We start from the raw sequence: 13,183 nt of genomic DNA, 5'->3' as shown, positions 1-13,183 counted from the left end.
CTCCGAAGCGTCGAACCGGTTCGAGCTTCGAGCAGGGAGTTCCCGTGAACATCGGTGAGATCGCCCGACGGGCCGGTGTCTCGCGAAGCACCGTGTCCTACGCACTGAGCGGGAAGCGCCCCGTCTCGGAGGACACACGCCGGAAGATCCAGCAGGTCATCGACGAACTGGGCTACCGCCCGAACGCGAGCGCCCGTGCCCTGGCCAATGGTCGGACCAGCACGATCGGCCTCGTCTTCCCGCCGGCCGGCAACCATTACACGGGGATGCAGCTGGACTTCATCGGCAGCGTCGTGGAAGCCGCCGCGGCCTACGACTACGACGTGCTGCTGTCACCGAGCGGCATGGACAGCGACCGTTCGTTCCAGCGGCTGTTGGGGGAGCGTCGGGTGGACGGCGCGATCCTGATGGAGATCAGGCTGGAGGACGACCGGGTCGATCACCTGGCCGCGCTGGACTTCCCCTCCGTCGCCATCGGCCGCACCGCGGACCCGGAGGGCGGCTGGTGGGTCGGCCTGGACCACACCGCGCTGGCGGCGGCGTGCGTCCACCACCTGGCGGATCTCGGCCACAGCCGGGTGGCCTTCGTCAACCGCCCCGAACAACTCCTGCGGGCCGGGTACGAGTCCGCGTACCGAGGGCTCGACGGCTTCACCAAGGCCGCGGCCGAGCGGGGCCTGACGGTCCGGACGTACTGCTGTGGCGACGACGCCGCCTCGGGCCAGATCTGTGTGGAGCGGATCCTGCACGACGACCCGGCCACCACTGCTCTGGTCACGCTCAACGAAGCCGCTCTGGGCGGTCTCTACCGGGGGCTCGCCAACACGGGCCGCCATGTGCCGCGTGACTTCTCCGTCACCGGAGTGGTGGCGAGCCGGTGGGCGGAGACGGTGACACCGCAGCTCACCGCGGCCGACGTGCCGGCGGAGGAGATGGGCCGGCGCGCTGTCGAGCTGCTGGTGGAGCGGCTCGACCATCCCGGCGTACCGCCCCGGCACCATCTCCTCGTGCCGCCGATCTCCCTGCGGGCCAGCACCGGCCCCGCAGGTGCCGTACCTCCCACCGACGCCCGGCCCGCCACGGCGCCCTGACCCCCCAACCGGACACCCACCCGCCTTCCTCCCCGCCCGCCCAACGCTCGAACCGCCACCGGCGCTGTTCGGCGTTCCCGCCCTCAGCGACCCGCGCCCTCGGCACGTGCATGCCCCAAACGAAGGAACCGCCATGAGCAGCTTCTCCAGAAAGCGCCGCCTGACCGCCGCGGCCATGACCGTCCTGGCCGTCGGCACCAGTGCCACCGCCTGCGGCTCCGGCTCGGGCAGCACCGACACCAAAGACGCCGACAGCGGGACGTACACCGTCTGGGACCCGTACCCGCAGTTCGCCAAAGGCTCGGCATGGGTGAAGCTGCTGGACAAGTGCGGCACCGAGGCCGGAGTGAAGGTCGAGCGGACCGGCTTCGACACCAGCGACCTGACCAACAAGACGCTGCTGGCGGCCCAGCAGGGCAACTCCGCGGACCTCCTCGTCGTCGACAACCCGGTCGTCTCGACCCTGGCCGAGGCGGGTGTGCTCACCACGACCGCCGAGAACAAGCTGGACACCTCGAAGGTGGACGCCAACCTGCTGGCGGCCGGCCAGTCGGGCGGGAAGACGTACGGCACACCGATCGGTGCCAACACCCTCGCCCTCTACTACAACAAGACGGTGCTGAAGGAGGCCGGGGTCGACGTCTCCACGATCAAGGACTGGAAGTCGCTGACGGCGGCGCTGGAGAAGGTCGAGAAGGCCGGTAAGAAGGGCATCACCTTCTCCGCCATCGGGACCGAGGAGGGCAGCTTCCAGTTCCTTCCCTGGTTCTGGGGCGCGGGCGCCGAGCTGACCGAACTCGACTCCGCCCAGGCCGTCTCCGCGCTGACCCTGTGGAAGGACTGGCTCGACAAGGGCTACGCGCCCAACTCGGTGCTCAACAACACCCAGACCACTAGCTGGCAGGAGTTCGCGAGCGGCGACTACGCCTTCGCCGAGAACGGGACCTGGCAGCTTGCGAACGCCGAGAAGGCCGGCTTCGACTACGGCGTCCTGCCCATCCCCGCTTCCGCGGGAGGCAACGCGGCGGCCCCAATCGGCGGCGAGTTCGTCACCATACCGGTCCAGGGCGACACCGGCCGCTATGCCACCTCACAGAAGCTGGCGGCCTGCCTGACCAGCACCCAGAACCTGTACGACACCGACACCACCCTGTCCTACGTGGCCCCCACCAGCGAGGTCCAGGACAAGCAGGTGGCGGCGAATCCCGACTTGAAGCCGTGGGTCGACGCGGTCAAGGCGGCCAAGGGACGCACCAGCGACGACCTCGGCACCAAGTACCCCAAGATCTCCGAGCAGATGTGGAAGGCCGTCCAGACCTCCCTCAGCGGCTCGAAGTCCCCGAAGGACGCGCTGGCCGCCGCCCAGTCCGCCGTCAAATGACCACACGGCAGGGCCCTTCGATGAGTCACACGACCCAAGTACAGCCCCTCCGGCCCGTGCCCAGCCACAGCGGGGCGGACCCCACCGCGTCGGCCCGGGCACGGCGCCGCCCCGGCTCCCCACAGTGGGCCGCCTGGGCCTTCCTCGCCCCCGTGACCCTCTACCTCGTCCTCTTCTATGCCTATCCGCTCTACCGCAACATCGACCTGAGCCTGCGCAACTACACCGTCCGCTCGTTCGTCCAGGGCGACGCACCCTTCACGGGCCTGCAGAACTACCGTACGGTCTTCGACGACCCGACGTTCGGCCCGGCGCTGGTCCACACCGTGGTGTTCACCACCGTGTGCCTGGTCTTCCAGTACGCCATCGGCCTGGCGCTCGCGGTCTTCTTCAACCAGCACTTCCGGCTCTCAGCCACCCTGCGCGCCCTGTTCCTGGTGCCCTGGCTGCTGCCGCTGATCGTGTCGGCCTCCACCTGGTCGTGGATGCTCAACAGCGACTCCGGCATCGTCAACGCCGCTCTGCACGCCGTGGGCATCGGCCCGGTGAACTGGCTGACCTCGCCGTCCTGGTCGCTGGCCTCGGTCATCATCGCCAACATCTGGATCGGCGTCCCGTTCAACCTGGTCGTGCTCTACAGCGGCCTGCAGTCCATCCCCGCGAGTCTCCACGAGGCAGCCGCCCTGGACGGGGCGAACGCCTGGCAGCGCTTCTGGCGCATCACCTTCCCGCTGCTGCGCCCGGTGTCCGCGATCACCCTGCTACTGGGCCTGGTGTACACACTCAAGGTCTTCGACATCATCTGGATCATGACCAAGGGCGGACCGGCGGACTCCTCCACCACCTTCGCCACTTGGTCGTACCAGCTCGGCTTCGGCAGCCTGTTGCCTGCCTTCGGACCGGGAGCGGCCGTCGGCAACCTGCTCGTCGTCGCCGCCCTGGTCTTCGGCCTCGTCTACGTCCGGGTCCAGCGAAAGCAGGCGCTGTCATGAACCGAAGCAGCACCCGTACATGGTGGAAGACGGCCATCGGCCTGCTCCTGACCGCGGTCATGCTCTTCCCGGTCTACTGGATGCTCAACGTGTCCTTCACCCGCGACCAGGACATGCGCAAGAGCCCCCCGGACCTGGTGCCGGTCCACGGCACCCTGGCCGGCTACCGCACCGTTCTCGGCGAGCAGTTGCCCTACCTCGGCACCAGTCTCGTCATCGGCCTGGGCACCGTCGCGCTGACCGTGGCCCTGGCTGCCCCCGCCGGCTACGCCCTGGCCAAACTGCGCCCACGCGGCGGAGGCATGCTCAGCTTCCTTCTCCTGGTCGCCCAGATGATCCCCGGCATCATCATGGCGATGGGCTTCTACGCCATCTACCTGCAGCTCGGCATGCACCAGTCCGTCCCCGGCCTGATCGTCGCCGACTCCACCCTGGCAGTCCCCTTCGCGGTCCTCATCTTCACGGCCTTCATGTCCGGCATCCCCGGCGAACTGCTCCAGGCCGCGAAGACGGACGGCGCCGGTGCCCTGCGCACCTTCCGGTCGATCGTCCTGCCGATGAGCCGCAACGCCGTCGTCACGGTGTCCCTGTTCGCCTTCCTGTGGTCCTGGTCCGACTTCGTCTTCGCCAGCACCCTCGCGAACGGCGGCGTCCACGAGCCGATCACCCTCGGCATCTACCACTACATCGGCAACAACAACCAGGAGTGGAACGCCATCATGGCCACCGCCGTCGTTGCCTCGCTGCCGGCCGCGGTCATCCTCGTCCTCGCCCAGCGCTACGTCGCCGCCGGCGTGACCGCCGGTGCCGTCAAGGACTGACATCCACCCGGCTGTCCCGAGGCGTATCCCCTTCTCCCCGACCTTCCCTGCTCGAGAAACGAGTGACACCTCATGACCGCCGACCGATCCGGCCCGGCCTTCTCCGTCCACGACATCCCGTTCAGCACGTACGGATCCTGGTTCGGCATCTCGCCCGTTGTGGCGGAGAAGACGTACGCCGAAGACCTCCACCTCGTCTCGCACCAGAACGGCATGCACCCCGTCCTACGCCTGGTGCCGCTCGACGCGGCGACCGGCGACCGCGCCGAGACCCGCGTCGAGGCGAGACCCGGCCTGCTCAGCTGGATCGGCCCGGACGGGCGCGTCGATCTCGTTTACGAGTCGCCCGACACCGTGCGCCTGCGCGGCGCGGGGATGCCGCTGCGCGTCTGCGCGGCGGCCCGGACGCTGACCCCCTTCAGCGGCACCTACTTCTTCCATGACGCGGCCGCCGGGGCGTACGTGTTCACGTCGTACGAGACCGGCCGCCGCTACCGCGTCACCGTGCTCTCCGGTACGGTGGCCGACGCGTTCGGCAGCCAGGCCCTGGGCGACGCCGACCGCGGCCTCACCCTGGCAGACCGCACGGATGCCGAGCCCCTCTGGGAGATCGCGGTCGAGGAACTCGACACCGCCCGACCGCCGTACGCTTCCACGGCGCCCTTCAACAAGATCGTCGAGGCCGCGCAGAACTCCTTCTCGGACTTCGCCGACACGGTGGCTCCCTGGCGCTCGTCCGCGACCCCGGCCGCCGAGCTCGCCGCCTATGTCGTGTGGTCCGCGACCGTACGCCCAGCAGGGCTGGTCGGACGCCCCGCCGTACTGATGTCCAAGCACTGGATGGACAAGGTCTGGAGCTGGGACCACTGCTTCAACGCCCTGGCCCTGGCCCCCGGCTGCCCCGAACTGGCCCGAGACCAGTACCACCTGCCGTTCGACCACCAGGACGAGACCGGGGCGCTGCCGGACTCGGTCACCCACTCCGAGGTCCTCAACAACTTCGTCAAACCGCCCATCCACGGCTGGGCGTTCGCCCACCTGCGCCGTCGGCTGACCACGCCCCCGGACCGGGCGGAACTGGCGGAGACGTACCACAGGCTGGAACGCTGGACGGACTTCTGGCTCACCGCACGGTGCGCCCCCGACACCGCGCTGCCCCATTACCAGCACGGCAACGACAGCGGCTGGGACAACGCCACCACCTTCGACCCCGAACGCGTCGCCGTCACCGCCGACCTGGCCGCATTTCTCACTCTCCAGCTCCATGAACTCGCTGATCTGGCGGCGCACTTGGACATGCCCGACGAGGCCCGCCGGTGGACGCGGACTGCCCGGGCGACCCAGGAGGCGATGCTCGACCAGCTCTGGACCGGTGACCGGTTCGTCGCCCAGGGAGTCGGCAGCGGCGACACCTGGCACAGCCGCAGCCTCCTCGACCTGGTGCCCATCGTGCTTGGCGAGCACCTGCCGGACGAGATCAGTGGCGTGCTGGCCGAACGCATCGAGGCACACCTCACCCCTTACGGCCTGGCCACCGAGCTGCCGACTTCGCCGCACTACCTCGCCGACGGCTACTGGCGGGGACCGATCTGGGCCCCCGCCACGGTCCTCATCGAGGACGGCCTGCGGCGCGCCGGCCACCATGCCCTGGCGGACGAGATCAGCGCTCGCTTCCGCGCCCTGTGCGAGACCCACGGATTCGCCGAAAACTTCGACGCCCTGACCGGCAAGGGCCTTCGCGACCGCGCCTACACCTGGACCGCCAGCAGTTACCTCCTCCTTGCCGAGGCACACGCACAGCGGGGCGGCCACTGATAGCCGCTCGCCCACGGACAGGACAAGCCCCGCCTTCTCAGGTGTGCTGAACGAACACTCCGACCGGCCCGGAAAGGCCGACCGGTTCCCTGCGCAAGCCGGACCCCACCACCGACTTCCACTCCCGCGCCACCAGCGTCGCCCCGTGCACGATGCCCACGCCGCGCTGGCTGCGTTTTCTGGCCGACACCTTCGGCGACGACGCCGAGGGCCGGGAAATGATCGACTTCCTGTGCCTGCTGCTCGGCTACTCCATCACCGGTGACGTCGGCGCCCAGGTCCTGCCGTTCCTGCATGGTGAGGGCCGCAACGGCAAATCGGTCCTGCTGGATACGGTCATGCAGATCCTCGGGGACTACGCGGACGCCGCCCCGCCCGGATTCCTCATGGACCGCGGCTCCTACACCGAGCACACCACCGAGCTGATCGAACTCCACGGCCGCCGTCTGGTCGTGTGCTCCGAACTCAAACCCAACGACAAATGGGACGAGACGCGGGTCAAGCTGCTGACCGGCGGAGACAAGATCAAAGCCCGGCGGATGCGGCAGGACTACTTCTCCTTCAGTCCCACCCACCATCTGTGGCTGCTGGGTAACCATCGCCCCGAAGTGTCCACCGGCGGCTTCGCGTTCTAGCGCCGCATCCGCCTGGTGCCCTTCACCCGCATCGTCCCCACCGAGCGGCGCATCGACAACCTCGCCTACGAACTCGTCCGCGACGAAGGCCCCGGCATCCTGCAGTGGCTCATCGACGGCGCCCGCCGCTACCTCGCCACCCGCGACCCCCTCGAAGGCCCCGACCGCGTCCGTCTCGCCACCACCGCCTACGCCACCACCGAAGACCACATCGGCCGCTTCCTCGGCGAATGCTGCACCCGCGACAACGACCCCGCAGCCGACCTCCGCGTGGAACAGGGCCTGCTGTACGCCGCGTACACCGCCTGGTGCAATGCCGGCGAAGGCGTCCGCGCCGCAACCCCACGCGTCTTCGCCAACCGGGTCCGCCAGGAGCTCAACCTGGGCTCACCCGCCGACATGATCAAATCCAACGGCCGCAAGTACTACCCCGGCATCGCCCTGCTGGAGACGCAATGACCAGCACCCACCGCACGAGCAGAGCGCCGCACGCCCTACCCCCGCTCATCCGCCCGCCCTACGATGAATCACAGGCCGCAGCATTTCCGGCCACCTACACACCGCCCACCCCAGCCGGGCCCCGGCTCGGACCCGACCGCAACACCACCACAGGCCAGGCCCCACCACAGCGCAGGAGCCGGCCAACGAAGAAGGGACTGCAGCCATGAGCTCGCTGCTGACCGAGAGCGACCTCATCCACGAGGACAAGGTGGTGTGGCTGGAAGATCTCGAGGACCTCGACTACGTCCGCCAGGCCCTGGACAAGACCCGCCGCCGTAACAACAAACCCCCCTACGCTCGCGACGGCCGCATGGTCGGCTACGTCACCCTCGACGACCAGGCCGAACCCGACCCCGACAGCGGCCTGTACAAGCGACGCGTCTTCTTCCTCCTGCAGCACGACCGCGACAGCATCCCCGACGGCGTCTACCGCGAAGGCGCCCCCGGCGAAGCCGTCGACCCCCGCACCATCGCACCCAGATACCCCGGAGCGAAGACACCGCGCTCCCAGCGCAGGTCAGCCGCCATAGCGCAGACCTAGCACCTATCGCCCGTAGTGCCCGGCTTCCACGTGGCCCCGCCGAACGAGTCAGCTTCTGTCAGTGCGCCGCTCTACGCTTCTTCCACGCCTTGGATAGACGACGTGACGCTGCGGCTGAACAGATCCCACACGGGTGCCAGGAAGACCACGCACGCCAGCCTCCGCTTGTCTGAGTCCGGGCATCGCCCCGGTCGCTGAGTGGCGCGCGTGCAAGCCTCACCCGAAACCGCTCACGGACCCCGCCACTTCTCCTGCTGGTGCAGACCCCTCGCCTGGTCCCGGTCAAGGTGAACGCGATGGGGCCGCCCCGGTGGCACGGGGGTGGCCAGCGGGACGACCCCTCACTGCGTATCGGGGAGGCAACCTCGATGGCTGTGCGGTTGCAAGGCTGTCCGGAAACGCGCTGCCATCGCCCCACAGCGCGACTAGCTACGCGTTTTCAGCGGGCGCGCCGTGAGGTCAGGAAGGCAGCGCCGGCGGACCCTGGCCTCTGTGGTTTGCGGTTGTGAGGATTGTCCAGCTTCCTGGCCGCCTACTGAGGCGTCGGGGATGAGTCGTCGAGGCCCTTCCCGGAATCAGTCCCAGCGCTCGCCGAGCGAGCGTGCCGTGTAGCGACGGCTCGCTCCACATGAGTCAAAGGAGGCCTGTCGAGCGGTGGCCGCAGTGGGCCTCGCACGGCAGCCAGAACCACATCCGGACGGACCAGTCGGGTGACGGGGGCCTGAAGCGTCATCACGTCGACGAGAGCGGCGGAGACGCGGAACGATCCGGTCGCCGTTTGCTGCAGCCGGTCCACATAGCGGCCCAGCACACGGTCCACGACGGTGGGGGAGCCTCCGGTTACATCCGGGTAGAAGATGTCCTGGCCCGTGGACAGGTTCCAGGCAACCGAGACCGGACGGGCCACGGCCCGTTGCACCCGGCGGGCGAGCCCGCGGGCGTCAAGGGAAGATCCGTGCAGGCAGTGGCGCAGCGCAACGGCGCCTTGAGCTGCAACGGACATACCGTGCCCGTAAACGGGGTTGTACGAGGCCACTGCGTCGCCGAGCACGACGAAACCGTCGGGCCAGTGTCGGACGCTCTCGAAGTACCGGCGGCGGTTGACGGTGCTTCGGCTCACCACGACATCCGTCAAAGGCTCGGCGCCGGCGATGAGCTCGGCGACAACGGGGTGGCGTACTGAACGTGCGAAGTCCTCAAACGCTTCCGGGTCGCCGGAGGGCTCGCCTCCGCGGGTCCCGGAAAGTGTGACTAGCCACCGGTGTCCCTCGATGGGCACGATCGTCGCTGACTGGCCCGGCCGGGGCTCACGGGCGTTGGATTGCACGTTGACCAGGGGAAAGTCGCTGGAGTCGGCGGGTGCTCGGAAGATGCGTGTGGCGTAGACCAGGCCGGAGTCGATCTGTTTCTCCCTCACCCCATAGATGCCCAGGCGATTGAGCAGCACAGGTGCACGCGAGCCGCGGCCACTGGCGTCAACGACGAGGTCGGCCTCAAGGTGCTGCTCGGACCCGGTGCTGTCCCTGTAGCGCACCCCGGTCATGCGAGAGGCGCTCCCTGTCAGTTCCAGCAGTTCGGTGCGCTCAAGGAGGGAGACACCCGGCAGAGCCAGCACGCGGATGCGGACCGCCCAGTCGAGCAGGTCCCGGCTGCAGGCGATCATGTACTGAGTCTCCTGCCAGCGCCGGAACCAGCCCTGTGCCGTGAGCGATACCAGGCCGGTCGGCAGAGAGATGCGGCGGGCTCCTGCTTCCAGCCAGCTGCGTCTCATGCCGGGCAGCAAGGTCTCGATGGCTTCGGCACCCCCGGCCCACAGCAGGTGCGCGTGCTGAGCCTGGGGCAGCCCTTTGCGGCGTTCCGGCCGGGCAGGGAGTACATCGCGTTCCAGTATGACGGTTTCGGTGACGCTGTCCTGTACGGCTGCGGCTGCCAGCATCCCGGCAAGGCCACCACCGATGATGACTGCACGTCGTACGCGAGCGGTGCCGGCGGCGCGAGTAGTCTCGGTCACGATCTTTTCTCTCCTCGGCTGGAATGCACAAACATCGAGAGGGGCGGATGAGGGCGCAGGGGCGAGGACGCGTCAGACGCGTGCCCGGGCCGCTGGGCGCGGGAAGATCAGCGAGGTGGACAACCGTACGGGCCACCGCTGGAATCACGCCTTCCTGAGGCGTGACGTTCCTGATACAGGGGCACCCGGTGCCTGAGCCTGGAGCTGTGAGAAGGCTCGCGCGACGAGGGCCAGATCGGGCCCGACCACGGTGTCCGGCTGGTAGGTCTCGGCCGAGGCGACCACCTCTCCCTCCGGGTCCGCCGCCTTGGCCGCGAGAGCGGCCCTGACCATCGCGGCTGCGCCCAGCGCCTGTGCTCGCTCCGCCTGCATCCCCGCGGACATCGCCTGCTCGCTGACCATGACGCGAATGCCGGCGTCGAAGTACGGGTCCAGCGCCAGCAAGCCGTCATGGATCTCTGCCTCGCGCTGCAGTCGGATCTGGGCGGCCGACCACAGCGGAAACCGGACAGGCCGACGAGGCAGCGTGCCTTGCAAGGCGCTCCAGAGGGGACCCAGTGCCCGGTGGCGATCCCAGGCCTGCCATGTGCGGTTCGCTCGCTGGCCGGTCATCGGCAGGACGAAGCCGATGCCTTGCACCAGCGAGGACAAGGCGGCCAGCGGAGGCGCCCCGAACGTGCTCAAGTCGTCCAGGACGAACCCGCACCACCGTGCGATCACGGCTGTCAGTTTGCAGCCGGTGAAGCCGAAATTGAGCAGGTTGCCGATCACGAGCAGGACCAGTCCAGCGCGTAAGAGGCCATGGACCGACCGAGACCACTTCCAGCACAGGGACGTCATGACCAGAGCGGCGACGGCGAGAGCTACCAGGTAGAGGAAGATCATCTCCCCGATGTACGGCGTGTTCGCGTAGTAGGTGTCCAGGTCCCTCAGGCGTTCGACCGGCGCGTCCCCCGCAGCGAACAGCAGCCACAGCGCCACCATCACGGAGCCGTATGTGCTCACGCACTTCCACGTTGCGGCGCGAACCTCTTCCGCAGGCCTCTGTTGCCATCTGATGATCAGGATGATCTGCGCGGCACTGAACGCGCTCAGCAGGCTGTACACCAGCGGCGCTGAGAAGTTGGGCACGCCCGTGGCCTTGTTGACCGCAGCGATGGAAGGCGGCGCGGCGAACCAGAAGACGGCTGTGCCGAGGAGCATGACGACGGCTATGGAGCGGACCAGCGGATCGCGGCGTGCGCGGATAAGGTGCGGGATCCGCAGTACGAAGGCTATCCCCGTGATGGCTACGGGGTAGTAGTACGCACTCTCGTTCATCACACAGTCCCGGAAGCGGTAGCAGCCCATACGAGCCGCAGTTGGGCGGGGAACATCCGGCCAGGGATGTCCCTGTCGGTCACTGGCAGATAGACGCAGGACAGCTCATGGGTATGCCGTCTCACACTGCGACCCCGGCAGGTGAGGCCAGTGCATCCAGACATGCATAAGCAGTGGAGGAGGAGCCGCGTAAATGACGAGAGACACGTGCCAGATGCCCAGGTCGATAGTCCCTACCGGGCGCGTACTGACCGACCGGAACGATCGGCGCGAGCTCACAGACGGATGACCGTGCGCGCAGGGCGGCGACCACCATGACAGCGTCCGCCAGTGCCTCGGCCTGGTCGGGTGCGGCAGACCGTGAGCGGGCGTAGTCGTAGGCCTGCGCCCGCAGCAACGGGTCGACGTACGGGGCCAGGGCCAGATGCCCATCGTGGATGACAGACTCTCGCCGCATCAGCTGCAGCTTGCCGGACGGCCGCATGCCGATGCGCAAACCGTCCGCAGGAAGGACTTCGTGCAAGGCCCGCCACAACGGGCCCAGCGCGAGATAGGCGGCCCATGGCCGGCAGGCGCCGGCGAAGCGCTGACCGACCAACGGCACAAGGAATCCGATGCCGACGAGCAACGCCGAACTCGAGGCCAGTGAACGAGCTACGTCAGTGCTCAGCACATCCGAGTCCACACCCGCCCAACGGGCTCCGACCGCAGCGAACTTGAACGTGCCGTAGCCCAGGCTGAGCACATTGCCGATGACGAGCAACACCAAGCCCGCGCGCAGCAGACCGGGGATGGACCGAGACCGAGACCAGCGCCAACAAAGGACAGTCACCACCAGGGCCGCGGCGATGTGCGCGACCAGGTAGAGGAAGGTTATCTCTCGGATGAACGGGGTGTTGGCGTAGTAGGTGTCGAAGTCCCTCAGCCGTTCGACCGGCGTGTCCCCCGCTGCGGACAAAGCGGACAGTGCCGCGATGATGAAGGAGTAAGCGCCCAGACACCACCGCGACCGCTTTCGGACCTGGACAGGCGGACCGCCGCGCCACCGGATCAGAAGGACGATGGCGCAGCCGCTGCACGCAGTGAGCAGACCGTAGACCAGTGGCGCAGCAAAATTAGGCGCACCGGAGAGCCGGTTGACCCATGCCGGCGAGGGAGTGCCGGCGAGGAAGAGGACCGCGCTGGCAACAGCGAGCAAGGCGGTTACAGAACGTACCAGCGGATCTCGGCGGTGACGCAGGGCCCCCGGCAGCTTGAACAGGAAGGCCACGAGCATCAGGACGGCGGGCCTATAGAGGCTGGAGTCGGACACGCTCAGCCCCGTGGGCTGCGGTAACCGAAGGCCATCTGGATCCGGTCAGCGAGGGGATCGTGCGCCTCCGGCTCGCCGTCCAGCATGAGGCCGACGCGCGTGGCCAAGAGGATGCCGAACCTTTCCGCGTCCTTCTCATGCTCGACGTACTCGTCCTCCGGCGAGCCGCTCTGGTCTGCCACGATGGGGCTGTGGCGGCCTGCGACGGAGAGGATTGCCTCGACTGTTGCAGCGAGGTCGGGCTCGTGACTCAGCAGACGTGTGGCGGCTGCGCCCTGGACAAGGTGGCGGCTGCAGTGCCCCTGGTCCATATGCCGCAGTTCATGCCCTGTGATGACGATCTGGTGGACGGGCTGGGTCCGTTTCTCCACAACCACAAGGTCGCGATCACCGAGACTGATCCACAGACCGCTCGCCGTGCCGGGTGGAAAGGAGGATGTACGGAACTCGATCGGCTTGCCGCGGCGCCGGGCCATGACGCCGCAGAGCTCACGGCACAGCACTTCGGCCTTCACCGGCGCCTGCAGGTGGCTGACGCCGTCGACTAACTCGCTGAGCAGCTTCTTCATGTTCCGCTTTAAGAACACCGTTCTCCCCACCGCGGCGCATCGAGACGCCCGACGCACCCTCCGCTCTGGACTAAATGTCTGATTTCACCCAACATCACGGCTGTCGATAGGCCCCCTACGAGGTTTTCACGGCGTCTGCGCATCCCAGAATCGCAGGCACGAAATCTGGGGCATCGTACAAAAGGCTCGGGCCC

The 13,183-nt window shown here is 68.0% G+C and carries 10 protein-coding genes and 1 pseudogene; 7 read left to right on the top strand and 4 right to left on the bottom strand.

All coding sequences use genetic code 11. The features are described from left to right. Positions 1-44 precede the first annotated feature (44 nt). From ACIQ6Y_RS32075 to ACIQ6Y_RS32045, 7 genes and pseudogenes are all read left to right on the top strand, one after another. A complete protein-coding gene (locus tag ACIQ6Y_RS32075) occupies positions 45-1,091 on the top strand; it encodes a LacI family DNA-binding transcriptional regulator (protein WP_404044282.1) in 1,047 nt (348 codons plus the stop codon). 133 nt (positions 1,092-1,224) lie between these two features. Next, on the top strand, positions 1,225-2,472 hold the full coding sequence (locus ACIQ6Y_RS32070; protein ID WP_404044280.1) for an extracellular solute-binding protein: 1,248 nt from the start codon (positions 1,225-1,227) through the stop codon (positions 2,470-2,472). 20 nt (positions 2,473-2,492) lie between these two features. Next, entirely contained in the window at positions 2,493-3,464 is a 972-nt protein-coding gene (locus ACIQ6Y_RS32065; protein WP_404044278.1) for a carbohydrate ABC transporter permease, read from the top strand. Beyond that, positions 3,461-4,285, top strand: coding sequence for a carbohydrate ABC transporter permease (locus ACIQ6Y_RS32060; protein ID WP_404044276.1), 825 nt, complete (start codon positions 3,461-3,463; stop codon positions 4,283-4,285). Before ACIQ6Y_RS32065 ends, ACIQ6Y_RS32060 begins: the two co-directional genes overlap by 4 nt. A gap of 72 nt (positions 4,286-4,357) precedes the next feature. Next, a complete protein-coding gene (locus ACIQ6Y_RS32055) occupies positions 4,358-6,100 on the top strand; it encodes an amylo-alpha-1,6-glucosidase (protein WP_404044274.1) in 1,743 nt (580 codons plus the stop codon). Between the two features lie 83 nt (positions 6,101-6,183). Continuing rightward, positions 6,184-7,194 (top strand): annotated as a pseudogene (locus ACIQ6Y_RS32050) (phage/plasmid primase, P4 family); the annotation flags it as partial. A gap of 205 nt (positions 7,195-7,399) precedes the next feature. Continuing rightward, the gene (locus tag ACIQ6Y_RS32045) at positions 7,400-7,777 is read left to right on the top strand and encodes a DUF6009 family protein (RefSeq protein WP_404044272.1); all 378 of its coding nucleotides are present in this window, start codon (positions 7,400-7,402) and stop codon (positions 7,775-7,777) included. A 532-nt stretch (positions 7,778-8,309) separates the two neighbouring features. Here the strand turns inward: ACIQ6Y_RS32045 and ACIQ6Y_RS32040 are convergent. The 4 genes from ACIQ6Y_RS32040 to ACIQ6Y_RS32025 form a co-directional block, all read right to left on the bottom strand. After that, entirely contained in the window at positions 8,310-9,788 is a 1,479-nt protein-coding gene (locus ACIQ6Y_RS32040) for an FAD-dependent monooxygenase (RefSeq protein ID WP_404044270.1), read from the bottom strand. Between the two features lie 144 nt (positions 9,789-9,932). After that, positions 9,933-11,108 carry an MAB_1171c family putative transporter gene (locus tag ACIQ6Y_RS32035; protein ID WP_404044268.1) on the bottom strand — a complete coding sequence of 392 codons (1,176 nt, stop codon included), beginning with the start codon at positions 11,106-11,108 and terminating at the stop codon, positions 9,933-9,935. A gap of 121 nt (positions 11,109-11,229) precedes the next feature. After that, complete coding sequence (locus ACIQ6Y_RS32030) at positions 11,230-12,420, bottom strand: MAB_1171c family putative transporter (RefSeq protein ID WP_404044266.1); 1,191 nt, start codon at positions 12,418-12,420, stop codon at positions 11,230-11,232. A 2-nt stretch (positions 12,421-12,422) separates the two neighbouring features. Continuing rightward, positions 12,423-12,989, bottom strand: a complete 567-nt coding sequence (locus tag ACIQ6Y_RS32025) for a toxin-antitoxin system, toxin component (protein WP_404044264.1) — start codon at positions 12,987-12,989, stop codon at positions 12,423-12,425. Positions 12,990-13,183 lie beyond the last annotated feature (194 nt).

Origin of the sequence: Streptomyces sp. NPDC096205 (assembly GCF_044763135.1) — a bacterium.
In the GTDB taxonomy this organism is placed as follows: domain Bacteria; phylum Actinomycetota; class Actinomycetes; order Streptomycetales; family Streptomycetaceae; genus Streptomyces.
The sequence above is the reverse complement of the archived record's forward strand: the minus strand, read 5'-3'. Positions and strand labels throughout refer to the sequence as shown.

Bases quoted from the DNA above. Each gene is read 5' to 3' on its own strand.
- ACIQ6Y_RS32035 (WP_404044268.1), bottom strand. From the start codon at position 11,108: ATGAACGAGAGTGCGTACTACTACCCCGTAGCCATCACGGGGATAGCC.
- ACIQ6Y_RS32045 (WP_404044272.1), top strand. From the start codon at position 7,400: ATGAGCTCGCTGCTGACCGAGAGCGACCTCATCCACGAGGACAAGGTG.
- ACIQ6Y_RS32065 (WP_404044278.1), top strand. From the start codon at position 2,493: ATGAGTCACACGACCCAAGTACAGCCCCTCCGGCCCGTGCCCAGCCAC.
- ACIQ6Y_RS32070 (WP_404044280.1), top strand. From the start codon at position 1,225: ATGAGCAGCTTCTCCAGAAAGCGCCGCCTGACCGCCGCGGCCATGACC.
- ACIQ6Y_RS32025 (WP_404044264.1), bottom strand. From the start codon at position 12,989: ATGAAGAAGCTGCTCAGCGAGTTAGTCGACGGCGTCAGCCACCTGCAG.
- ACIQ6Y_RS32055 (WP_404044274.1), top strand. From the start codon at position 4,358: ATGACCGCCGACCGATCCGGCCCGGCCTTCTCCGTCCACGACATCCCG.
- ACIQ6Y_RS32060 (WP_404044276.1), top strand. From the start codon at position 3,461: ATGAACCGAAGCAGCACCCGTACATGGTGGAAGACGGCCATCGGCCTG.